Annotated in this window: 21 protein-coding genes and 4 pseudogenes; 18 read left to right on the top strand and 7 right to left on the bottom strand. The window is 38.2% G+C overall.

What is annotated here, in order from left to right:
* Window positions 1-35: 35 nt before the first annotated feature.
* The 6 genes from dpdJ (at window position 36) to PVOR_RS06640 (ending at window position 9,289) form a co-directional block, all read left to right on the top strand.
* A complete protein-coding gene (gene dpdJ, locus PVOR_RS06615; protein ID WP_006208350.1) occupies window positions 36-4,607 on the top strand; it encodes a protein DpdJ in 4,572 nt (1,523 codons plus the stop codon).
* Complete coding sequence (gene dpdK / locus PVOR_RS06620) at window positions 4,604-5,116, top strand: phospholipase D-like domain-containing protein DpdK (RefSeq protein ID WP_006208351.1); 513 nt, start codon at window positions 4,604-4,606, stop codon at window positions 5,114-5,116. The genes dpdJ and dpdK overlap by 4 nt, the downstream gene beginning before the upstream one ends.
* Entirely contained in the window at window positions 5,117-7,954 is a 2,838-nt protein-coding gene (locus PVOR_RS06625) for a hypothetical protein (protein ID WP_006208352.1), read from the top strand.
* Between the two features lie 117 nt (window positions 7,955-8,071).
* Window positions 8,072-8,737: an HNH endonuclease gene (locus tag PVOR_RS06630; protein WP_155984612.1), complete on the top strand. Its 666-nt coding sequence runs from the start codon at window positions 8,072-8,074 to the stop codon at window positions 8,735-8,737.
* A 25-nt stretch (window positions 8,738-8,762) separates the two neighbouring features.
* Complete coding sequence (locus tag PVOR_RS06635) at window positions 8,763-8,984, top strand: hypothetical protein (RefSeq protein ID WP_155984611.1); 222 nt, start codon at window positions 8,763-8,765, stop codon at window positions 8,982-8,984.
* Window positions 8,981-9,289, top strand: a complete 309-nt coding sequence (locus tag PVOR_RS06640; protein WP_006208353.1) for an ATP-binding cassette domain-containing protein — start codon at window positions 8,981-8,983, stop codon at window positions 9,287-9,289. The genes PVOR_RS06635 and PVOR_RS06640 overlap by 4 nt, the downstream gene beginning before the upstream one ends.
* A gap of 846 nt (window positions 9,290-10,135) precedes the next feature.
* Here the strand turns inward: PVOR_RS06640 and PVOR_RS06645 are convergent.
* The gene (locus PVOR_RS06645; RefSeq protein ID WP_006208354.1) at window positions 10,136-11,542 is read right to left on the bottom strand and encodes a helix-turn-helix domain-containing protein; all 1,407 of its coding nucleotides are present in this window, start codon (window positions 11,540-11,542) and stop codon (window positions 10,136-10,138) included.
* Between the two features lie 425 nt (window positions 11,543-11,967).
* On the opposite strand from PVOR_RS06645, the gene PVOR_RS31425 reads away from it, so the two are divergent.
* The 7 genes from PVOR_RS31425 to PVOR_RS06670 all read left to right on the top strand — a co-directional run bounded on the left by PVOR_RS31425 (window position 11,968) and on the right by PVOR_RS06670 (window position 16,435).
* Window positions 11,968-12,144, top strand: coding sequence for a hypothetical protein (locus PVOR_RS31425; RefSeq protein ID WP_006208355.1), 177 nt, complete (start codon window positions 11,968-11,970; stop codon window positions 12,142-12,144).
* Entirely contained in the window at window positions 12,144-12,299 is a 156-nt protein-coding gene (locus tag PVOR_RS31430) for a nuclease-related domain-containing protein (protein ID WP_234972788.1), read from the top strand. Before PVOR_RS31425 ends, PVOR_RS31430 begins: the two co-directional genes overlap by 1 nt.
* A 102-nt stretch (window positions 12,300-12,401) precedes the next feature.
* Window positions 12,402-12,641 carry a hypothetical protein gene (locus PVOR_RS31435; RefSeq protein WP_234972789.1) on the top strand — a complete coding sequence of 80 codons (240 nt, stop codon included), beginning with the start codon at window positions 12,402-12,404 and terminating at the stop codon, window positions 12,639-12,641.
* Between the two features lie 42 nt (window positions 12,642-12,683).
* Window positions 12,684-12,866, top strand: coding sequence for a hypothetical protein (locus PVOR_RS06655; RefSeq protein WP_006208358.1), 183 nt, complete (start codon window positions 12,684-12,686; stop codon window positions 12,864-12,866).
* Window positions 12,867-13,611: 745 nt separating this feature from the next.
* Window positions 13,612-14,196, top strand: a complete 585-nt coding sequence (locus PVOR_RS06660) for a hypothetical protein (RefSeq protein ID WP_006208359.1) — start codon at window positions 13,612-13,614, stop codon at window positions 14,194-14,196.
* A 341-nt stretch (window positions 14,197-14,537) separates the two neighbouring features.
* Window positions 14,538-15,554 carry a carbohydrate-binding protein gene (locus tag PVOR_RS06665; protein WP_040680275.1) on the top strand — a complete coding sequence of 339 codons (1,017 nt, stop codon included), beginning with the start codon at window positions 14,538-14,540 and terminating at the stop codon, window positions 15,552-15,554.
* Between the two features lie 311 nt (window positions 15,555-15,865).
* Window positions 15,866-16,435, top strand: coding sequence for an SF0329 family protein (locus PVOR_RS06670; RefSeq protein ID WP_006208361.1), 570 nt, complete (start codon window positions 15,866-15,868; stop codon window positions 16,433-16,435).
* A 118-nt stretch (window positions 16,436-16,553) separates the two neighbouring features.
* Here PVOR_RS06670 and PVOR_RS06675 read toward each other — a convergent pair whose 3' ends face one another.
* Window positions 16,554-17,003, bottom strand: coding sequence for a hypothetical protein (locus tag PVOR_RS06675; protein WP_234972790.1), 450 nt, complete (start codon window positions 17,001-17,003; stop codon window positions 16,554-16,556).
* 584 nt (window positions 17,004-17,587) lie between these two features.
* Window positions 17,588-18,661 carry an RHS repeat domain-containing protein gene (locus tag PVOR_RS06680; protein ID WP_052649261.1) on the bottom strand — a complete coding sequence of 358 codons (1,074 nt, stop codon included), beginning with the start codon at window positions 18,659-18,661 and terminating at the stop codon, window positions 17,588-17,590.
* 261 nt (window positions 18,662-18,922) lie between these two features.
* Here PVOR_RS06680 and PVOR_RS06685 point away from each other — a divergent pair, with 261 nt between their 5' ends.
* The 4 genes and pseudogenes from PVOR_RS06685 (at window position 18,923) to PVOR_RS06700 (ending at window position 21,166) form a co-directional block, all read left to right on the top strand.
* A complete protein-coding gene (locus tag PVOR_RS06685) occupies window positions 18,923-19,282 on the top strand; it encodes a hypothetical protein (protein ID WP_234972791.1) in 360 nt (119 codons plus the stop codon).
* Between the two features lie 254 nt (window positions 19,283-19,536).
* Window positions 19,537-19,839, top strand: a complete 303-nt coding sequence (locus PVOR_RS31440) for a hypothetical protein (RefSeq protein WP_006208365.1) — start codon at window positions 19,537-19,539, stop codon at window positions 19,837-19,839.
* A 181-nt stretch (window positions 19,840-20,020) separates the two neighbouring features.
* On the top strand, window positions 20,021-20,176 hold the full coding sequence (locus tag PVOR_RS32465; RefSeq protein WP_231888107.1) for a type II toxin-antitoxin system PemK/MazF family toxin: 156 nt from the start codon (window positions 20,021-20,023) through the stop codon (window positions 20,174-20,176).
* Between the two features lie 420 nt (window positions 20,177-20,596).
* Window positions 20,597-21,166 (top strand): annotated as a pseudogene (locus PVOR_RS06700) (SF0329 family protein).
* 13 nt (window positions 21,167-21,179) lie between these two features.
* Here the strand turns inward: PVOR_RS06700 and PVOR_RS31445 are convergent.
* From PVOR_RS31445 to PVOR_RS06715, 4 genes and pseudogenes are all read right to left on the bottom strand, one after another.
* Window positions 21,180-21,224, bottom strand: a pseudogene (locus tag PVOR_RS31445) (hypothetical protein); the annotation flags it as partial.
* 32 nt (window positions 21,225-21,256) lie between these two features.
* A pseudogene (locus PVOR_RS32970) lies at window positions 21,257-21,379 on the bottom strand (IS3 family transposase); the annotation flags it as partial.
* Between the two features lie 176 nt (window positions 21,380-21,555).
* A complete protein-coding gene (locus PVOR_RS06710; RefSeq protein WP_006208367.1) occupies window positions 21,556-21,906 on the bottom strand; it encodes a hypothetical protein in 351 nt (116 codons plus the stop codon).
* A 41-nt stretch (window positions 21,907-21,947) separates the two neighbouring features.
* The gene (locus PVOR_RS06715; RefSeq protein ID WP_040680279.1) at window positions 21,948-22,439 is read right to left on the bottom strand and encodes a hypothetical protein; all 492 of its coding nucleotides are present in this window, start codon (window positions 22,437-22,439) and stop codon (window positions 21,948-21,950) included.
* Window positions 22,440-23,413: 974 nt separating this feature from the next.
* Here PVOR_RS06715 and PVOR_RS33150 point away from each other — a divergent pair.
* Window positions 23,414-23,491: pseudogene (locus tag PVOR_RS33150) on the top strand (SF0329 family protein); the annotation flags it as partial.
* Window positions 23,492-23,611 lie beyond the last annotated feature (120 nt).

A 23,611-nucleotide genomic window follows, 5' to 3' on the forward strand; every position in this document is an offset into this window, starting at 1 on the left:
TTATAGTATGATGTATTGAATTGAGGGGACCTAAGATGGACTGGAAGCAATTATTCTTGAATGAGTTGGAAGCAGAAGAAGCTAAATATCTTTCTTGGGGATATGTGGAAGGATATTTCACTGATGAAGAATTGACAAGTTTGGCCGAATCTTTTATTGAGAGGCATGAGATTCATGATCTCTCAGCAGAGGAATTAATAAATGCATTGCTTGAAGACTTGCATATCTCGATGTTGCCATCTAGAGATGGTGAGGTATGGCGAACGCGCATGGCGGAAACGGTTAGATTAATCGCACGTTTGCGGCAGTGGTTTCCTACAAAGGCATGGCAATCCTCTCCAACTTTGGTTGCCGATTTTCGTTTTCAGGAGAGGTTGCGTATTTATCCCAAAAGACATATCAAAGCCCAATCACTAATCGACACCACTAAAGGATTATTAAATTCATTAGAGGTTGATGTGCTTCGTTATTTCTTGGAAGGCAAGGGCTCTGATTATAAGTTGTCTGACTTTCAGCAAGAAGCTGCTCTTCAAATGTTTAAAGATCTTCAAGATGAACAATCTCGAGGCTTTATCGTGACAGCTGGCACCGGGACTGGTAAGACATTGTCGTTTTATTTGCCAGCTTTAACGTGGATTGCTGCGCGCATTGATATTACAAATTGGATAAAAGCAGTTGCTTTATATCCAAGAAATGAACTTTTAAAAGATCAGTTTATGGACACTTTTAAAGAGGTTCTCGAATTAAATAAAATGAAATCTTTGGAACGTCCTATCTCAATCGGTGCAGTTTTTGGAGACACACCTACTAATCAAAATCAGGTAAAAAGTAAATGGAAAATGACAGCGCAAGGCTATGTCTGTCCATTCCTGAAATGCCCTGGTTGCAAAAGTGATCTAATTTGGAGTAAGTCAGATCATGATAGTAATCTCGAACGACTAATTTGTGTTAAGAGGGAATGTAATACTGTTATTGAGGGTGAAGTTTTACCGTTAACCCGAAACAAAATGCGAAGAAACCCACCAGATATTTTATTTACAACAACGGAAATGATGAATCGTTATATGAGTGATCATAATTATGGTTCGCTTATTGGAATTGGTACATCTCAACCTCCTCGAATTGTGTTACTTGATGAGGTTCATACCTATACTGGAACCCACGGTGCACAAGTTGCACTATTATTACGCAGATGGCAGCATGCTCTAGGTGGAGTGCCGCTTCAATTTGTTGGCTTATCCGCAACATTGCGGGATTCAGGTGACTTTTTTAGCCAGTTAACAGGGCTGGCACGCTCCAAAGTTGCTGAAATTGATTCATCATATGGTGATTCTGAAGAAAAGGGAAAGGAGTACCAGTTGTTAATACGTGGAGATCCGGCATCGGGTACTTCGTTGCTCTCAACAACAATTCAGACAGCTATGCTACTGCGTCGAATGTTAGATAGAACACCACCAGATGGGAATGGGACTACATTTGGTTCAAAATTGTTTTTATTTACGGACGACTTGGATGTTACCAATAGACTATTTCACACACTTCTTGATGTTGAAGCTAGAGATAGCAATCAGAACAATTATCCAATAAAACTTGACCGAGATCCACTTGCTGCTTTACGGAGTCATAATAATGATGAGACAAAACAACGAATGCAGAATGGGCAATCATGGTTATTTGCTGAAGATATCGGTCACGACTTGGCCCAATCTTTAATTGTTGGAAGGACCAGTTCACAGGACACAGGTGTGGATCCAAAAGCGGAAGTTATTGTAGCTTCTCCCTCACTTGAAGTGGGTTTCAACGATAAATTAGTTGGAGCAGTTATTCAGCACAAAGCCCCACGTGATTTGGCTTCATTTGTACAGAGAAAAGGACGTGCTGGTCGGGGCCCAGATATGCGTCCATGGATGGTCACTGTCTTATCTGACTTTGGCCGAGATAGATACATGTATCAAAGTTATGAAACACTGTTTCAACCTGTTCTAGAGAGACAAGAGTTACCAATTATGAATCGTTATGTGTTGCGGATTCAAGTTGTTTTTGCTTTTATGGATTGGATCGCTTATGAATTAAGGCAGGAAAAAATTAAGGTAGGAAGCCTGTGGCAAATGTTTGCACAACCTCTTGATCAAAGCCATCAAGATCAGTATCAAAAACCACGGGGAGAAACACGTAAATTAATTAAGAAAGTGATAGATGATAGCTCATTGCGGGCTAGAATGGGAACTTATATTCGGAAAGCATTGAGTATATCCCAGCAAGATGCTAGAGCTATTTTATGGGATCCTCCTCGTTCACTTATGTTAGAGGTTCTTCCAACGCTGCTTAGGCGGTTAGAAACGAATTGGGGGGTAGTAGGAGATTCTCGCGCTAAAGAGACACACATATCTAATCATCCACTACCAGAGTTTGTGCCATCGACGTTATTCAGTGAACTTAGCCTGCCAGAGGTCAGCATTGTTCTGCCTTCTGATAAAGTTGAAGATCAATCAATGGATATTCTACAGGCGTTGAATACTTTTGCGCCAGGACGTGTATCTAGAAGGTTTGGAATCGATCATAGTAGAGAAAGTCATTGGATTGCCCCACCTACGCTTAAACCGAGTGAAACTGGAGAGTCATCAGAGTTAATGATCTCAACTTTTTGTAATGAAGACGAATATCGAATTCTTGGCATATTTTCATATATTAACAAAGACGGTAGTGTTGTTGAACTGCCAGTAATCCGACCGTGGAAATTGAAACCTGCACAATCTAATTTTAATGTTGATACTAAATCTAATGCTCATTTGGTTTGGAAGTCTCAGATTTTTCCGTCTGTACAAGCATTTATTGAAAATGAAGAAAAAACACCCTCTGATGATGGCGAATACGGTAGAGATGTAGAAGTTCCTACAGGACTGTATTGGTCATCTCTTTTAAAGGATATTCGTTTTTTTACACATGATACATTTAGCGCTGTTACAGTAAGAAGGTTTGCTATCGGTTCGGAAGCATCTGTAAGATTAGTTACTCAATCGGATCCGGTGCAACTTTCTATTCGATTTGGTTTAGAGCCTGGAAAAGCGGCGGCTTTAGGATTTGTCCAACAAGTTGATGGTATTCGCTTCGAATTGATGAATATTCCAGATACTATTATTTCATCTGCTGATTTAAATACTGCGAAACTTCGATCATTTCGGACAATGTATTTTCAGCATTCTGTTATGAATGATCCATGCTTAATGGAACAAGGGAACATGTTTGTGCTGGAGCGTATGGCGGAGATCTACCTGTCTGCTTTGTTACAAATTGCACTAATCAATGATCTCTCTTTAACAGAAGCTTGTGACTATATTCATTCAAATGATTTTCCAAAGATAATGAATAATGTGATGCATATTATTTTTCAAGTATTAGAAAAGGAAGAGATCTCTGATATTGAAGAGGAGGCTCACTATCAGCGGACTCATCTCAAGTTAAAAGCTTTATTCGAGATCCCATTAGTAGGCGAAAGATTAAAATCATTAGCGGTTATTCTTTGGTCAGAGGAAACAGAAGACTGGAAAAAATGGGCTAAAAAGCGTTGGATCGCTACGTTAGGTGAAGCAATATTGGCAGCATGTTTAGAAATTGCTGGTCCTCATCGTAATGGTGAATTGCTTCTCGATATTGGTGGTGGACCTCAAAGACAAGATGACGGAAGTTGGTTGGATAAAGATCAAGAGATCTGGGTTACGGAAACAATTGAGGGTGGGAGTGGCATTATCGAGGAGATTATTAAGCAGTATAAAAGAGATCCTCGGAGGTTTTTCAGATTAATAGAAAGTTCTCTTACACCGTGTGATGCCGAAATTGTTCATAGTGAGTTGTCACGTATACTCAAAGAAACACAGATAAATGAAGAACTTCAAAGTCAACTTTACGAGTTCCGTAACGCTAATGGATATAAGGAAACTACTAAAGCGGTAGAGGGAATTAAGAAAGTTATGGAGCGTTCTGGAATATTAGTGACACAACCTGTGATGAATGGACTATTTAATCGTCTGCTAAGACCTGGAAGTAATCAACAAACTGATTGTTTTATGTTCGAGTTATTACAATTATGGGAGAGAGAAGAAAGTAGACTTGGTATCGAAATGGATGCTCGTGTCTTTGCTTATGTCGCTAGTGTAGATAGTGGGAAGTCCGCAAATTTAATATCAGCACTTGATCACATTGATCCTCGTGCATCTGATGATGTTAATTGGCGATTTAATGTGATTTACGGCATGATTTGGCCAAGAGGTTCACAAATTCGTCGTAGGGCATTAGAGTCATACAATCCATTTACGTCTCCGATTCCGACGGATCGTGAATTATTGTTGAATACAGTGAAACTCCATAAACGCGTCGAATATTGTGCACCTAATTGGAGAGATCAGATGATAGAATTTCTTATCTCATATGGATCTGTTCAGTTGCTTGTTCCGCAGGATAACAAACTAGAAATCAATGATATTATTCTAAGTCTTACTGCAGAACCTCTTGACCTAGGCTTTTTACATTCCTACCCTCGAGTAGAAGGAATTACGAGAGATAATGGAATGTTTATCATTCATTTTGAAATTCGGGAGGCACTTTTATGACACGATATATATATACCAATGCTGCTTCTCGAGAGATACCGGATTTATTACAAAGCATCCTCGTCGCCGAACTAATTAGGCCGAGCCGTTGGCTCTTCCTTGCTTCACCATGGATTTCAGATATTCCAGTCATCAATAATAGAGCCAATGAATTCATGTTACTTAATCCAGAATGGGCTCGGAAAAACATTACTTTTACTGATGTCATTGTGGAGTTAATGGAGAGGGGAACTGAATTTTTTCTTGAAACACGCCCCGTTAAATCAAATCAGCAATTCATAGATAATATTAAGAGCAAGACTACCAAACCATGGAATAACCTTCATCAAAATGCTGTTCTTCATCGTAAAGGGTTGTTAGGAGACAGTTACTTTTTGAGTGGATCAATGAACTTTACTAATAACGGAATTACTACACTTGAAGAGTTTGTCCAATATACGGTTGACCCGTCTGAAGTTTCGGAGAACAGAATTGTATGGGGACGATCATGGGGGAAGGGGGGAGAATAGATGTTATCTCAGATAGTTCAGGATTTTCTAAATCGATTTTATGCATTACCTAATTTGCTCATATGGGACAAAATTAATACAGGGGACTATGGAGACAAATTTAAACCATATTTAGCTAGATTAGAAGGAAAGTATCCTTCATTTACAGTATTGCCTTACATGGAGCAAGATAAATCATTCACATGGTTTGCAATCGCTTTTAACGAAAACTCATTTACACAAGTGCGAGAAGTGATTCGTTCTTTTGTTGGAACCACATACAGTAGTATGGATTTTTATCAAGTAGATAATTTTAATCATATTCAAGATGAAAATGTTAGAAATTTTACTAATGGACATTTTTTTAAATTTCGTGGAAACGATAAGGCCATTGGGCAGAAGGTTCTAGATTTATTTCGTCTGCTCCGAGAACGACCAGAACGCGGAGTAAGTATACCGACTGACCCAAGTCCGTTATTAAGAACTTTTGAGCTAGCTTTACAGGCTGGTGAACATGGTCTTGCTGAAGCACAAATAGTAATTCTAGAACGTCATAACTTAATTGATCCTCGTAATGCATTGTTTATGCGAATTGAAATGTTATCAAGATTAAATTGTTGGAAAGAAATTTTGATTCATCCACAAATGGAAGATTTATTAAAATCGCCACGACCGGCAAGAGTAACTGAAGGGATCATACGTGCGGTGTACTCGGAGTATCTGAAGACGATAGAATCAGATTCTGAGAGTATGAAAAAAGTCTTTAGTGAAGAGATTTGGCCGGTGTATCAATCATTGTTTCGAGTACGCGGTTCCCTAACACATCCTCATGTTTTAATGTGTTTCATGTTACGCTCGATCATGTCAGAGGAACCAATGTATGAATTGCGTAATGAAATATTGTCATTGGCTTCTGGACAAGCAATTGAACCGCTACTTCGATCATTAACAAACGGTTCAACTTCTATAATAGAAACATTAGAAGTGGTGGTATCTACTTTAGAGGAAGCAAAAAGTCTAGCGGATAATAGTAGATATGAAGAAGCATTTAAATTAGCTGTGCAGTTGCCTTTGTCCAAAGAACAGATTCAGTTATTGTTAATATGTGCCTATGAACTACAAGATCTGACCATAGATAAACAAGTAGTGGATTCAATATCGCAGTCAACAACAATAATAGATTGGAAATCAATACTAACTACCAGACATTTGCGCACCTGTTTCGAGTATTTATATCCTTCAAATGATAAAAAATCTAATATACAGGAATCTAATGTTAGTGCTACGCTTCCGGGATCATGGAATGAATGGTTTGATAAGATAGAGGATTTTGATCTCAATCAAGCAACAATGCTAGCGAGACGTGGGGCAGTGGAATGGCATAGAGATGGATTTCTAGATAATTCCGCTGAAATGGATAAGTTTAAGAATTTTTTGAAAGATGGCAGTAAGACCACACAAGATACATTGAACTTGTCAATGTTATACTTGTTGCGATTCTTTTCTGAAGATACACAATGGCCACGCGAAGAATTAAAAGATACGTATGGAGAACTTCATCGAATATTTCTTTCTCATATGCAGGGGACCTCAGAAGAGATGAAAATCTCGTCAGTTTGGTTGCATACACTACTTAATTTAGGCTTACCAAAAGATCAATATCGAAGTTTATTTGAAGATCTGACAGTGACGTGGAGAAAATATGCATCTAGAGAGTATTTTAGCACTTTAGTGCCAGTTCTTAGTCAATCTGCAGATATTCCTTGTCCAGATCTCTTATCCAGATGTCGTCTTGTACATCAGGTTCAAGATCTGGCATCCAAAAATAAAAATTTTGGGGTAGAAGAATGGGCAGAAGTTGAAGATAAATTAATACCAAAGGATTGGGACACATATTTTGGTTTATTGCATTCTGCCCAAAATGACTATCAGTTCTTAGCAGATTGGTATGAGCAGATTCAAAATAAGGATATAGATTGGACACCTACGTCAGCACTGCGAGTCAATGATTATTTTATTGATTGGATTGTTGAAGAGCCTGAGTCTATAAAAAGATCAATACTAGCACGTGCTCTTCTACCTTTTGTTCAATTCATTGTTCAATACCGTGATTTTCCAAGAATTGATGATGTTGATCTCTACGAAAACTTAGCTGAAGCAATGCGTATATTTTCCAGTAAGAACGAGGAGACGTTACAGGGCTTAATTAAGCTTTTGGATGGTCTTTTACTTAAGAAACCGGGAGAAGCTGACACACAGTGGCGCTACATGAAAGAATGGCTAACATTTCAGCCGATTCTACGTTTGCTATCTTCTATATTTGACTGTATGGAGTTATTTCAGGACTATGGCGTTCCGGGAATGGAAATCAAGCCCGTTTGGGATGAGTGGGTTGGTAGGCTATATGACAAGTTTGAAAAAGATATGGATTCATTGAGAGATTATCTGATTCTACTTGGTGAAGAGGTATCTGGTAATTATGACGTATTGGAACTCCTTCGTAAACAGGTTCAGGATATTGTACAAGATAACAGCGATCCACTACAAAAATTGCAAAATATGAAAATCACCATTTTTTCCTGTAGAGAAAAGGCAGCTAATCGCGCGGCTGACCAAATAATGAAACGAAATTCCCTTATTACAGTTAATGTTTGTACGAGTGATCGTGCTACAGATCAAACGACGGCATATGCTAGAAATTCCGATTTATCAATTGTGGTTACGGCATGTATCTCCCATGCCCTAACGTATGGCATTAAAGACCATTTGTCGTATGAACCAATTTATCCGAGAAGTTCTGGAGAGGCGGGGATTATTGCACGACTTGAAGAGTATGCTATGAGTTCGAATGCGAGTTGAGTACAATAAATATTACAAAACTGAACTGAGTTATATACAGTTCAGTTTTGTTGTATGTCATTAATATGGAAATAATTACAGAAAAAGTGGTGCATAGTATTGATCCAACTAAATTTCATGAAAAAAGATGTTAATATTCGACAACAGATAGTAAAAAACTACTTTGAAAAATTGAGGGGAAGGTGCCAAGGTAGTTACATTAAAAATGTGAATAATTGGTGCGATATAAATTTAGATATTGACCATCTTTTTCCTGATGAAAAAAATGAAAAGTTGATAGCTTCTTTTGAGAAGATCGTAACAGCCGATCTAACAAAATTGCTTTCCATTAGAGACTATATTGATACTAATAAAATCAAAATGACAGATGGCTTAAAGAACTATTTGTTAAAAACAGTGTACCAGTGTAATATAGATCGGCTTGCTTTTGTTCGGGACCTTGGAGTAACGGTTTGTCCCTATTGTAATCGAAACTTTATTAACAGCAGTTCAAGGAAAACAAGTTGTCAATTAGATCATTTTATTAATAAGAGCGATTATCCTATTCTATCAGTATCATTTTATAATTTAGTTCCCGTCTGTGGTAGTTGTAACCATAAAAAGGGTACTAAGGATTTTTCTTATTCTCCTTATGATAACACTATTGAAATAGATGACATGCTCACTTTTAGTTATGACATTAAAGGAGTTGAATACTTATCTGATTTGTCAAAGCTACATATATTAATTGATTTAGGTTTAAACAAAATATTGGATAAAAAGGATAGAAATATTAGAACTTGAGGAATTGTATCAGATTCATAAAGATGTGGTTCAAGAATTATTAATAAAAAAAGAGATTTATACTGAAGAGTATCAGGTACAATTATTTCGAGAATTTGGAGGGGTATTCGCTTCAAAACAAGAACTTGAACAACTTATCATAGGAGCATATGTTGACTCTGAGAACTATGGAAAAAGGCCGTTGTCCAAAATGATCTCAGATATTGGTAAAGAGTTGGGGATAGTGAAAGGAAACAAAAAAATATGAAGTTACTTTATATGTATGTAGAATCACAAGGTGATATTTTTAGAGATATATTCTTCAACTTTTCCAGTGAGTATATAGTTGAGTACGATAAAGCTTATAATAAAATTTTGATTAAAAACAATCCGAAGTATTTTAAAAACTTCTATGGAAAAAGCATTTCAGATATTACAGCTATTGTTGGGAAAAATGGTTCAGGAAAAAGTTTAATTCTTGAAATTGTAGGTAGAGAAATGAGAGAAAGGATTGAATTATTAAAAATTGAAGGAAAAGAAATAAAAGACCGGTATTTTATGATCTTTCATTAATGAGTAAGGTAGCTGCTGAAGTATGCCGAAGATCTTGTTATGTTTCTACATATGAGTTATGGAGTGTATAGAGATAACCCGCCACACTGACTAGTATCTGGACGACCATACTGATTATTAAGTAACACATCATACATTAATGGAAAAATAGTCAGCCAGTTTAAGGCGGCAACGCAGCTTGTAGACTGTAATAAGGGGAGTATTAATGTATTAATCTGGAAATAATCGTAATAAAGACAATTTAGACAGCAAAATCCAGCTGGCCATTTAAGTTGAAACAGATGCATATGGCATACTTGTTTTGTATCAAATTTCTGTTGAAATTTTGCAAAAGTCATGATCTCCTGCTTAGCCACAACTCTAAAAATAAGAACATATGTTTGTTAATATCTTAACAAACAATTCTTCGTGTATCAAGATTGATCTGAGCTAACTTGACAGCCATATTTACGATCTTACTCAATCCCAAACTCATAAATTTTCTTATTTACCTAATCATTTGATTCTCTAAATTCAACTTATCTGATATATGAAGTGATGTTGAGAACTCTACATTGTCACACCAACGCACTTTACTGTTTCACTGGAGTTGTTTTTTCTTATCTCACATTTTGAAAAAAAATCTTGAACCATGACCCTATCTGTGGGTCATGGTTCAAGATTATAGGAATTATCTTCTGTTGCCTAATTCACCTTACATGTTTGTTATTACTACGAAATAATTACCACCCACCACCCTCACCATGACTATTTGTAGTAATTATGTGAGGAGGAGAGGGGGGGATTAATTGATCCTCATTGGCAGGGATAGTGATATTGTTAGTGAATACAAATGCACATATGAAACTAAGAATGCACGCAATATCCATCAACTTTTTTCTCATTACGATTATAAACCTCCTTCATCAATTGGGAGTATCTTCGGAGATCTGATTGATCGATCTCATGCCGAATATGTTCGATTGTCGAGCAGCATTTTACTATATTAGCTGTATTATTAATTTTATACGAAACATTTAAACTATCCAATATAAATCCTGTGCCCTTATGGATATTTCCTTGATTTATATAATATTCACCAATTTCGGCGAGGAAGATGGCAAAGCGATCATTTATTATTTGTTGGTTATAACTTCCTACCACGCATCCCTGCTCATAATGTTCTCTTATAACACTCTCATATTGTTCTAGATACTTATCAATGTTCCAATGATGTACAATAGCTGCGTGTATAATTCTAAAAAGAGCCCTTAATATTTCATTTTCAAGAGAAGAAATATACTCAATATACTCGTCGATTACTTGAAAGTCTCCATTCATTACTTGATATAGATAGCGATTTCCTTTGGCCCACCTGATGAATTTTTTCTTAATATCTTCGGAAACTTTATCTGATTCTTTGATCCAAGCTTGATCTTCGTAACAGGAAACATAGAATAAAGCTTCATTATAATTAGATTTTTCTGCTGCTATTGAGCCTAGTAGCAAATCAGAGTATAGGATATAACCGAATAAAGGTTTTTTAGGAGTTGAATTGTTCTTCTTATTTTTAGATTTGTTATGATTTTGTGCGTTATAAAGAAATCTCGAAATTCTCCCCATTTCCCGGGCATAGTATTTAGCTTTATCCCATTTTTGGAGGGAAAGTAGAGTATTTGTTAGATCTTCTAGAGCGTCCAATTGTACTACTTCAGGAAGGCGCTGAACGTATGCTTCAAACTGTATTGTACAGTCTAAGTTATGTTCCTGATCCGAGTTTAAGGAGCATGTAAATATTCTATATTGACACATGCCTAATCTCTCGGAATGTTGGTATTTTTCACTCTCGGCAACCTTCTTGTATATGATCAGGGCTGCTTCTCGATCTCCCTTACGATATAGCGCTTCTGCGCTATCAAAGAGCAAAGAAGAATAAGTTAAATTATCCATCATCATACCAATAACGTGATCTAAGCATTTGAGTTTGTCTAGTTCGGAACAACGCATGATAAATGGGCCAAGTCGTCTCCAATTTGGAGATGATTGAATGATACATTCATTCGCATATAAGGAATAAAAATATCCCTCTTCCAAATTCATGGCCTCAGTAATTAAATCCAGGTTGGAGACGGAAAGGGGCTGTTGCCCTTTTATGAATCGGCTGAGAGTTCCTGAATTAATCCTCGATTTATTTGCAAAAGAGGAAATGCTGAGATTTTCCTTCTTCAGGTAACGTAATAGTTCCGTACTTATCGTTGTGTCTGTAGGTATCAAGGATATCCCCCTCCAGATTCAAATTCCATATTCAGGAAAATGACGTATATAAGTAATTTAATGCATAATACACCATTGGTCAATAACTTTATAGTAGGATTAGAAAGATAAGCTAAATTAAACAGAAATACGTAGTTAGTAATTAATTCTTACGAATCTAGCGTTGGGGGAGTAGCATCGATTCTTAAAAAATTTACAGAGTACTGAAATGCGTCCTTTTTAAGCCGTATTAATAGAGTATTTTAGTATTGATGGAATATACTGGTTTTTGGTTGACCTATTAATATACGGCTTATAAGATGGCGGTAGGTGATCACGTTATCCATATATGAAAAATCACTAATGTTTCTAGGACTTGCTCAACTGTAGCAAGATTATCTGCTGAACAGAGTTAATCACCATTACATGAAGAACGGAGCTCTCTTATGTTTGAAAAATTAAAATCCTTGTTCAAATCCTCTGATATGCCAAAGAAAAAGCCGGCTCAACATACGAATAAAGCCAAAACATCAGGAAACAACGCCAAACCCAAGGTTCAGCCTACTCTAATTGGTGAGCTGGGTGAGCATAAGATTAATATTCAACTAGACCAAATGATTTAATGGTCACGAATTCGAAGTCCCGAACGGGCTATTCGCAGATCGACCATGTAGTGATCACGCCACAAGGATTGTTTGTCATCGAGACGAAGAACTACACGGGAGAGATTAAGGGAACAAGAGAGAATAAGTCATGGACAGTTAGTAACCGGTTTTAAATGTATAATCCCTTTATGCAAAATTACGGCCATATTCAAGCAATCAAAAGTTTGCTCCCTGACTACCAAAAGAGCCGTTACATTTCTTTGGTTTCTTTTACAATGCGCTGTAGATTCAGCGTAGATCCGGAACTAAGAAAAATCCAATCGGACGAACTGATTGTGTACGATGTCGAACTGTCCGAATATATTCAGCGCAAAATGAATCGGATTCAAGCGGAGAAGGTGGATACCGTTCTAAAGGAAGCTGATATTCAGAAGATCTATCAATCCTTGCTTGAGTCGAACATCACTGATTCGAAGATTCGGGCTGAGCATGTGGAAAAGGTGAAATTACGTTAATATCAACAGAGATATGTTAACACTAGAAATGAGGGCATATTTATGAAAGGCAAATTCTCTACAACGGCATTATTGCTGAGCTTGGCAGTTTTCTTTTCGTTTACGGGTAGTGTATCTGCTGCAGCAAGGAAACCTAAGGATATCCTTGCTGAAAAGTATCCTAATGAAGTGGTTAAGATCGTCAAAACCGATGACCTGTATATCGACTTCAGCATGGGAGCTTGAGTAAAACTCTTCAATTGATGGGAGATCTGGGAGTTTACATTGATTCAAAGGGTAAAGTACATCAGTACTGGAAGAATCATAGAATCGAAGGCGGCTGGGATCTGGCAGAGGGAATATTCACCTGGAGTACAAAGACCAATAAGTACAAAGGTTCAGGAAAATACGTGCGACAGAGTTAATCCTAAGGAGATATAGTGCATGTGGGATGTTGCACACTGTTGTTCAGGAAAGGCTATGTCGAAGCCCATGGGAGTAAACTGGAGCGCAGCGGAAGGCCACCCAACGAATACAAATGAAATTACTAATTGTGGAATCCTTCACTTCGCTCGATCTTCCTATACTTTAGAAATTTAGTTAATTTAAATCAAAATAACCTGGCACTTTAGAAGCGTTGGGCTCAGCTTGATAAGACGATGAATCTGCTGGTTAGAACATTTCATCAAAGTACATTAAAAACAGCTATTCGTCAGAATAAAAAAGAATACGGTTGTATGTAATTGGCCTATCCTGATCTCCCTGAGCGATCGGCTATTATGTACGCTACACAGAAAAAAAGGACGGGGAAACCCCGTCCTTAACAAGAAGAAGGTGTAGCTGCAACCATGTTGTAAACACCCCCGGTTGCTCCCACGTTAATAGGTCTGTTACTTGCTGATGATGCATATCGTTTCGCAATGTAAAGGCAACTTTTTTCTCCCTTTCCCTCTTACATATATACCGAAAATTACAAGGAGGATTCAACCTAATGAAGAATCTCTCTCGCGGTATTTTATCTTTATGTTTAATCGGAGCATTACTTCTCTCTGCATGCGGGAAATCAGATGACACTGACACTCTTTCCAATAGTGAAGAACCTACTAACATAACAAGCCCAGCACCTTCAACCAACAACAATACACCAACAAACACAGAAAGTCTGATCGAACCAGACGAGAAAGAAGCAATTAAGGACATAACAGCGGCCGATTTTAAGAAAGGCGTCTCTATTGACTTTGACAAATATAAAGGCAGCTTCTTTGACGACAACATTATCTCCAAATTAAGGAACAATCTTGAATCGGTTGTGGAGAACAACAAAGAAAAGTTTAAAGAGAATCTGAATAAGGAGTCTTTGGAATCTATAAGAGAAGGCTTCTATTACACAAACGAAAGCGATCAATTTATGTTCTATGATTTGGATCTCATAGAAAAAGTCGATCAGCCAGAACAAATTAGAGTAGGCGTGCGCTTTGCAAAAAAATCCTCAGACGGGAGTGTTGAAAATCAAGGAATTACCTACTTCTTTACTAAAAACGAAGCAGGAGAATGGGGTATTGAAAATATAGATTAAAACCCATACAAAAAAATAGAGGCGGCTCCTCGTAAGGAGCCGCCTTGTTGTTGTTTAAGTAAATTCGTTATCTCAGGATCGGCAGTAATGCGGACTTCCGGATATTACTCCTTATAAGTTTGGACGTATTGGTAAACGTCCGCTGCCGTTTCTAATGATCAGGTGCAGTCTGCCGGTCGCTTTTCATGCCGTTGTATTGTTTGAATTGTAATAATCTGATTAAAAAAATTATGGAATTCACTTAAAAAAACGGAAATAAAGTAAGATCATAGCACATTTAAAACCTGTGGCATGTCTCATGGGAGCGCTACAGATAAATAAAAAAACAAGGAGGTTTGAAAATGACTAATAAAAGGTTTCCTTTTAAGCGCTTATCACTTTTGGTAATTTTAGCAGTATTTCTATTCACATTCTGTGCAGCCTTACCGTCAGTAAACGCAGCCGCTAGAGGAGCATGGGCTCCAAATACCGCATATGCAGTAAATGACACAGTAACCTATAGTGGAAGCACTTATACTTGTCTTCAGGCACATACTTCTCTCGTAGGTTGGGAACCGTCCAATGTTCCCGCTTTATGGCAGAAAGGCGGTAGCGACGGAACTACGCCACCAACCCCACCACCGACAACGAATGGAGTAACATTCTATGCAGATATAAACTATGGAGGAAAAGCAGTGACACTCGGGATAGGCAATTATACACTGTCTCAGTTGAACGCAAACGGAATTCCGAATGACTGGATGTCGTCTCTTAAGGTTCCAAGCGGTTGGACGGTTGAAGTATATGAGAATGATAATTTTGGAGGAACAAAGTGGACCTTTACTTCAGATTCTTCCTGGGTTGGCAACACGATCAATGACAAAATGTCATCGGTCAAGATTTATACGGGTTCACCATCTCCTATAGTAACAAAGCCTGCCGAGGTTCCGAGCCATATATGGACATATGTCATGAATGCGGACAATGCCTATGGGAAAGGGGGAGATTTTGCTTTATTGCTAAGTGCTGTTATCAAAAAGGAAAGCAGCTTTGGAGCAGGTTTACCAGGTAGTCCATCGGCCGGCGACGGATTGATGCAGGTAGAACCAAACACACGCAATGCGTATTTATCTCAATTCAGCTCAAAATTTGGCCGTGCGTATAATCATAGCAGTGAACAAGATCAGGTATATCTGGGTGCGTTGATTTTAAATGAGAAGATTACGAAGTTTGGAAATATCTACAACGGATTATTACACTACAACGGTGGAGATAACTGGTATCCGGGAGCTACGGATTCTTATGGCCGTCCTATTCTGGCAGATCAATATGCAGATGCAGTTTACGCTACTTATAAGGTCTATGGCGGAAAGAATTAAGGTGTTATGCCATGAAGAATAGCCTCAGTATGGATACAATCTTATAAACAAATTAAGAAGACGAACTATGACAAGACACTGAGAAATTCTAAGGAATATAGGATCGAACTAAGAGAACTGCCATTCAAGGCGGTTCTCTTGTTTCCGTATATGGCTATAATCATGGTATGATAGACCTTCATCCAAGGGAATTATTTTACCTTTAGAATATATGTTATTTTAATCAAACTAGCCTGGCACTATAGGTGTCATTGCCATAAATCTGCCGCGAAGTACGGGTGAATCAGGCTTTAAGAATATAGGGGGATTACATGTCCTGGAGCAAATTGAAGCAACAACTGGAGAGCTTTCTCTCTCCTGCGTTACATGGAAGGGTCGAATACCGGGCAACCAGTTATCGTTATCTACCTGATAAATCCGGAATTTGTTATCTTGCCGTAGATAAAAAGAACGTCCTTAATATGAGTGATACAACGGGCTTCATCCGATGGTATCAGACAGAGCAGGAAATTAAGAATGATCCGAATATCCAAATTCCGATCAGCCACGAGGAAATTGAAGCGATCAGACAGGATACCAAGGGGACCGTTCCCGAGGATCGTCTTCAAGTCATTGCAAGAAGCCGGAAAATTTCAGAGCTTGCAAAAGAGCTTTTGTCCGCGCAGGCCGCATTAAGTAAATCCAATTTCACTGTGGTAGCTACTACGTTTTTATCGACTTCTATAGATGAAAGCTTGGAGAGCAATGATATCTTATTGAATATTTTAGCTTTGGTGGACAGACGAGTTGGCAAAAAGCGGATTTTAAACATGAGCGAGAAAATGAAGTTAAAGCATCCCATTGTGCAGTTTTTTTATGAACTACGGCTCAGTACGCTATAAAAATGAACTTGCAGCGCTTAATTTCTCGCTCTAACTCAGCTATAGATTTGCAGTTTCGACTCTTCACGTGGTCTTTCATATGACCGTTTGTTGTTGAGGAAATACTTATAAGATAGGATCAATATATGATAGCATCAATATATCCATTCCCTGAAATTGCAAAATCGTTCCAATTTGTCACCATTACTTGGTATGTACCAGGAGGTACGTTCCATATCTCTGCTGTGGTGTTCGTGTGTGTAAATCTCCCAGAGATGAGGACTGGCTTTCCAAAATAATTTCTGTTAACGAGTGTATAATGCACGTCGGGGGCTTTGTTACTATCAGTAGCCCACTGAACAACAGTAATCCTGAATTTCGATCTACTAGTGAATTCACCTGAGAAATGGCCCCCATCGTTTGGGCCCAAATTATTAAAAGCCCAAGACATATTAGCCATAGGTTTAATATTACCTTCTGGTTGAGTTTCTGTGGATTCTACCATCAATGATTCCATAGGAATGACATTTCTTATTGCCTCGTAATATTCTTCCTCAGTAAGTTCACTTAGGATTGAGTCTGTATTCACGATTTCAGAATATGGCGGCGCAAGAATGGTGCTGATTTTTTATTCCATAGGATTAATGATTTTAGCTGTTATTTTCTTTATGTTGTTTGGTCATTTTGCGAATTAAGTCACATCCTTATCAGCATGTCAGGGTAGGTTTAATCAAGTGGTCGCATTTTGTTGCGATTATGTATTCGAAAGCGATGTTTGAAGCCGTTAAGAAGGAATCTTATTCGATCGCTGAAGCATGAAGTGGAGAAGATGATCATCTCAACGTTGACTATTGGCTGGGAAGGATGTGGCTCATTGATTCGAACTATGGTGGCACTGGATTTTCCCATTGACGATGCTGATAGTAAAAAGGAACGAGGATGCTAACATCCTCGCTCTTAACAATATCAGCCTTGAGGGCGGTGCCAGTTGCAGGACTAGAAATATGTCGATACCCCATTCACTCACGGCCTATTTCTCTTTTTGTTTTGCTTCACTTTGGAGTCGTTTTATCAACCGTTTTTGGGTTGTGCATTAACTTCATTCGGAATAATCCCTTTCAAACATAACATATAATCTGCTACCTTTTGCCAACGGTGACGGATAGATTTAAATCATTTCCAAGTTGATGAGCCCCACCAACCAGTTGCAATTTTTACAAAAAGGTAATTTCCACCCCCGATAGTTGGTAAAAGTGAGGTATCGATGGTGTGTGGTGTATAACGGTAAAGAGAATAGGTGGCTCTATTATCTACCCAAACATAGTTTTTGTACGTTACCCCGCCGGAAGTTACAGATTTACCAAAATTAATACTAGTAACAGTGCCATCAGGTAGCTTTATTGGGTACCCAGATGATGGTGATTGGGTATAACGATTTTTAAGAGTTTGTGTTCCACCGGAAATCTGATAGTTAAATCCGCCTTTTGATCGATCATCACCAGAATCGGTTGCTCCATAACCCATTGCATAATAGAACCGTCGAGAACTATAATCAACGGATCCTGGCTTAGCAGAAATTAGAGAAGATTCCTTTTGCAGAGTTGCGAGTATAACCTTGGGATTAACTCCGTTTGTTGTGGCAGCTGTACTAATAGCTGAAGCGGCATTGATGGTATGACCATTAAAATATGGATTACCATTCGAGTCTAAATAATAGATTAGAACAACATTTTTCAAAACTGAGTCTCTATTCTCAAAGAATGTCTGAATAGCTGATGAGCTCATGGTTGAAGAATTGGTAAAGTCAGTATCTGTTATTAGAGTATTCATATTAACTCCCGAAATAACTGTACTTTCATATGCAAAGGGAACTATGGGATAGGGAATAGGAATGTTTTCTGATGTGTCTAATGGAACCTGCTCGTTTTCATTAACAAGGTTCTTTTCATTCACAAAAGCCGAGTTTGCATAAGTTTTAATACTTAGAGAATTCGTTTTTTTGTCAAGCTCATAGATCTGCATCCCGTTATACGAATCTGTTGAAGATATCATTTCGCCGTCTGCGTCATACTGGTAATTAATAACATTACCATCGCTATGGAATTCGTTAAGAATATTCCCGTTTTCATCGTATAACATTACGTTAACGTCTCTGTTTGTCAAAACGTATTCCTTGATCTGAATAATAGAGGATAACCTTTCTTGTTGTGGTACAGCGATTTGATCAGCTGATGCTAGATTTGGCATCAATAGGACTAAGGCAACGACCGAAAAAAAACTTCTTCAAAATCCCAACTCCTTTTGGCTAATACCGATACAAATTACATATTCTTCTTTTTAATGGTAAATTAATTCTTTGTTTAAAAATTTTTTATAGGGGTGATTCATATTAACTTAAAAAAAGTTTTGTTATGCGTTGTTCTAGTTGCTTTGATCGTAACTTCCTGTTCGCCAAGAAATCAGGATCAAATAGAAGAATCCGTAAAATTGGATATGATAAATATTTATATGTACCGTAATGATTCCAGTCGCGTTCAACCCGAACTGATCAATGTTCAAAGTGACCCTGATTTGCTGAGGAATGCCGCACAATGGGCACAGGGTGGAGAACCCGAACCGTTGCCTAATATTCAAGAAATTAAACAAATGTATGTCTTTCAGTTTCAATTTCGCAATGGTGATACCATCCAAGATGTCTATTACATGTACATTACGGATACGAATAATGAGCATTACATGAAGGAATTTGATGGGAGTCTTAAAAAAGATACGGACAAATTTGATGCTTCAGAAAAAGAACGGATATTAAATTTAATAGGACTTGAAGGCTGGAAAAAGGTTTCAGCATCAGACTTATTAAATTCGTGATTGTTAGATTGAATAAATTAGATTGAATTCGTTACGAAGCGTATCACGTTTTTTACGACAGACAAGGCATTTTTGATCTTCTATCAAGTAGAGAATCTGTGATATATTGCGGGATCCGAATTCAGGATCTGGAGAAGGAAGACCCGCCGGTCTATCTGTGCGCGTGGAACTCCCCCGACTGACAGCTGGAAAATCGATCGCTTCAACGTTTTCTCGCTGCCAAGGCACTCGTGCATTTAGGTGTCGAGGATCGGATGCCATATTGGGCCATTTTCGATGAGAGCATGTGGAGTTTGTCCGATTATCGCAGATGTATGTGTTTAGAGGAACCGGAGCATGAGATGGAGGAAGGATCAGAACTGAACGCGTGGAAAATCTACGTGAAGGACGATGTGCTGATCGTGTTTGAACTCGACGTATCCGAAGAGGAGACGGATGAACTGTTGGCTGTATACCTGGCGTCCTTTCAGAGAGCGAGCATGGAGAATTTACTGAGCGAGATGGGTAAGGCAAACAATTTGCCTACGTTTCGAACGAATCTTTCAGCAGATCGATAGATATGTAATGCAATACAGAGGAATGAAGATGCTCACTTCTAACAACAGCCGCCATTAAGGGCGGAAAGTAGTGACAGGGACAAGAAATAGGCCGTTTTCGCAATCCACGGGCTCGGAACAAAGAGCCCAGGATCACGAACGGCTGAGATCAGGGCCAGTAACACAAGGCTACCCATTCGAAGTGGTTATTCCACAGGATTTACCGATTGAAGGGGTTATCCTTTCTGATCAGATTAAGAGCCTCGATTGGCAATCTCGCCAAGCCAAGTTTATTTGCAGAGTTCCAAAGAAGACCTTGGATGAGGTTCTGCATAAGGTCGATTTGTTGATTCACTAACCGTACACTATGATATACAAGACGTTCCCTCGTTTGAGTTTTAATGGAGCGGTTTTTCCCTATAAAATACATTTAGAAGGTATATATGCATGATCATAAATTGATTTTAGGAAAGCAAGAAACACATCGACCAGCATCTCCTAAAGAAAAGTGACGCAACAGTATAAGAAATTTAATGAGAAATTGATTGAAATATTTTAAAGAATGTAGGATCGAACTATTATAACTGCCATTCATGGCGGTTCCTCTTGTTTCTATACATGACCATAATCATGGTATGATAGATCTTCACCCACGGGAAATATTTTAACTTTAGAAATTTTGTTATTTTATATCAAACTAGTCTGGCACTATAGGTGTCATTGCCATAAATCTACCGCGAAATACGGGTAGTAAGGCTTTGAGAACATAGGAGGATAGATGTCCTGGAGCAAATTAAAGCAACAACTGGAGAGCTTTCTCTCTCCTACGTTACTTGGTAGGGTCGAATACCGGGCAACCAGTTATCGCTATCTACCTGCTAAATCCGGAATTTGTTATCTTGCCGTAGATAAAAAGAACATACTCAATATGAGTGATACAACGGGCTCCATCCGATGGTATTAGACGGAGCAGGAAATTAAGAATGATCCGGATATCCAAATTCCTATCAGCCATGATGAAATTGAAGCGATCAGAAAGGATACCAAGGGGACCGTACCCGAGGATCGTCTTAAAGTCATTGCAAGAAGCAGAAAAATTTCAGAGCTTGCAAAAGAGCTTTTGTCAGCACAGGCCGTATTAAGTAAATCCAATTTTGTCGTAGTAGCTACTAAGTTTTTATCGATTTCTATAGATGAAAGCTTGGAGAGTCATGATATCTTATTGAATATTTTAGCTTTGGTGGACAGACGAGTTGGCAAAAAGCGAATTTTAAACATGAGCGAGAAAATGAAGTTAAAGCATCCCATTGGTATCTGTGATTATTATAGTAATGAATATAGCGCTTAATTTCTCGCTCTAACTCAGCTATAGATTTGCAGTTTCGACTCTTTACGTGGTCTTTCATATGACCGAAAAAAGACTCCTAAGGAGCGTTATCTGCGCGTCGGTGACAACCAGACTGTTCAGTTGCTCCATTATTTCTTTCACTGGAATACCATCCAATCTCATTTCAATGGCTTTCTCCTTTACTTCTACCGGATAGCTGACTCTTGTTGCCAAAGCAAAAACACCCCCAAGGTGGTCTCCATATCTTACGACATGGTTATCACTTGAAGGTGTTTTAATTTGTCTTACGCTATAGGGTCAGTCCCGCTTGCTTCTTGGAAACCTTTTTCACTTTCTAGCCTTCATCTTTGAATGTTAGACCAGGGAAAACGTATCCGATGATATTATTTTTATTTTTTTTCGTAATAATATCCTCTTATTATCAACTGCTTTGTATCTTCGGTCACTTCCTCACCAATATCTCCTCTAACAACTTCCTCTCGTGGAAATTGTTTTGGAAAAGGTGCATAATAAAATTCTCCATGTTCAGTTACTACACTTTCCACCGGTTCTGTTCGAGCTTTTCTATCGTATTCAATTTTCCAATCTGGTAATGCTTCTTTTGGAGGAGTGGTGTCATTAATAGTCGAGTCTACAACTTGCTTAGTATCTATAAGTTCTCTGATTATAAAAAATGCGCCCATTAATACAAGACAACATGATGTAATGATTATAGATATTCTTAAACGCTTCTTGTTCATGATCATCACCCCGTCTGAGTTGTTATTAATTGTTAAAAAACTTAAAAGATACCATCGATATATCCATTTCCAGAAATCGCAAAGTCGTTCAAATTAGTCACCATTACTTGGTATGTACCAGGAGGTACGTTCCATATCTCTTTTGTTTCGTTCGTATGTGTAAATCTCCCATAGATGAGGGCTGGCGTTTCAAAATAATCTCTGTTGACGAGTGTATAATTCACAGAGGGGGCTTTGTTACTATTAGTAGCCCACTGAACAACAGTAATCTTGAATTTAGTTGCTGAAGAAGTGAATTCACCTGAGAAGTGGGCCCCACCAGATGGACCGGGTGGTTGCAAATTATCAAAAGCCCAAGACATATTAGCCATAGGTTTAATATTTCCTTCTGGTTGAGTTTCTGTGGGTTCTACCATCAATGATTCTATAGGAATAGCATTTCTTACTGCCTCGTGATATTCTTCCTCAGTAAGATCACTTAAAATTGAGTCTGAATTCACAATTTCAGAATATAGCGGAAAAAAAATTGCCAAATTGCTTTCAGCAGCCTCTGCATTAGGGGCGGTACCAGTGTAGTACTATGTCACAACCTTATATCATTTGGGAATATTTCACAAAACAAGTTTAACATAAAGGTTTATATTTGCAAATAAAGTAATATATTCTCAATATTATAGACGTTTTATCAACTTTGAGTCGGTGTAGTCGTACCTCTCGCCCCCTATTGATCTCGCATAAATTTAAATATTTTCTAGTCAAACCATAACCAACAACGTCTAGTGATATCTTTTGACAGTTAAGCCACAAGGGACTGGTCGCTGTTAGTAGTATCGGGTCTTTTGGGAAATCCCAATCCTTAAATTTCTTTTGTACGACCAGGAATTTATTTTGTGTGAATCGGACATTAAAGGGTGAGTGAACGTGAACGATGAGAATAGTTGGAATTGAATATCCAGAAGTATGTCAATAAACCGAACTGTGAATGCTGGGGCATTCATGATTCGTTGGCCGGCTTCTATTCCGTTCTAAAATGAGCGGAGGAGAAAGAGGACAAACTTGATGAAGACCATGCATAGTTTAATGACGTTTGGAGAATGCGCCGCTGGGCACAAACTACGGTTTGTTACGAACGAAAAGAAACGACGGAAAGTAGCAAACCTACTTATGGGAAAGCCTTTTCGTGATTAATATATCTCGATGATTTATAATTATATTTACTTACTCATTTAGAAAACGATTAGCTGATCTTGAAATGATAGATTTACTTTACTATCTCTCTTTGTACAATATTGGCAGCGAAAGGATCAGAATTACCCGCGTGTCCTAATATATTTTGGCAACTCTGGTCAATGCTATATTACCTATTATATATAGAAAGTCTACGGGGCGGACATCCATTTGTGAGATAGGGTCAAAACACCAATCAAATTAAGAAGCCAGTCATCGGTAATCAATCGGCGACTGGTTATCGAACGGTCTGTTCAATGAGTGCGAAGAGCCGGCAGGTTTAAACATGGCAGATATGATGAAGTTAAAGCATCCGATTGTGCAGTATTTTTATGAATTGCGGCGCAATACGTTATGAACATGAACTTGCATTGACGTGAGCACATCGTTTTTAGGAGTGTATTCACTGCTGCTACGATTAACATATACTGCCGTTTGATTTATGTTGCTTAAACATGCTATAAGTTAGGAAAAAGCA

Origin of the sequence: Paenibacillus vortex V453, assembly GCF_000193415.1 — a bacterium.
Lineage (GTDB): Bacteria > Bacillota > Bacilli > Paenibacillales > Paenibacillaceae > Paenibacillus_AQ > Paenibacillus_AQ glucanolyticus.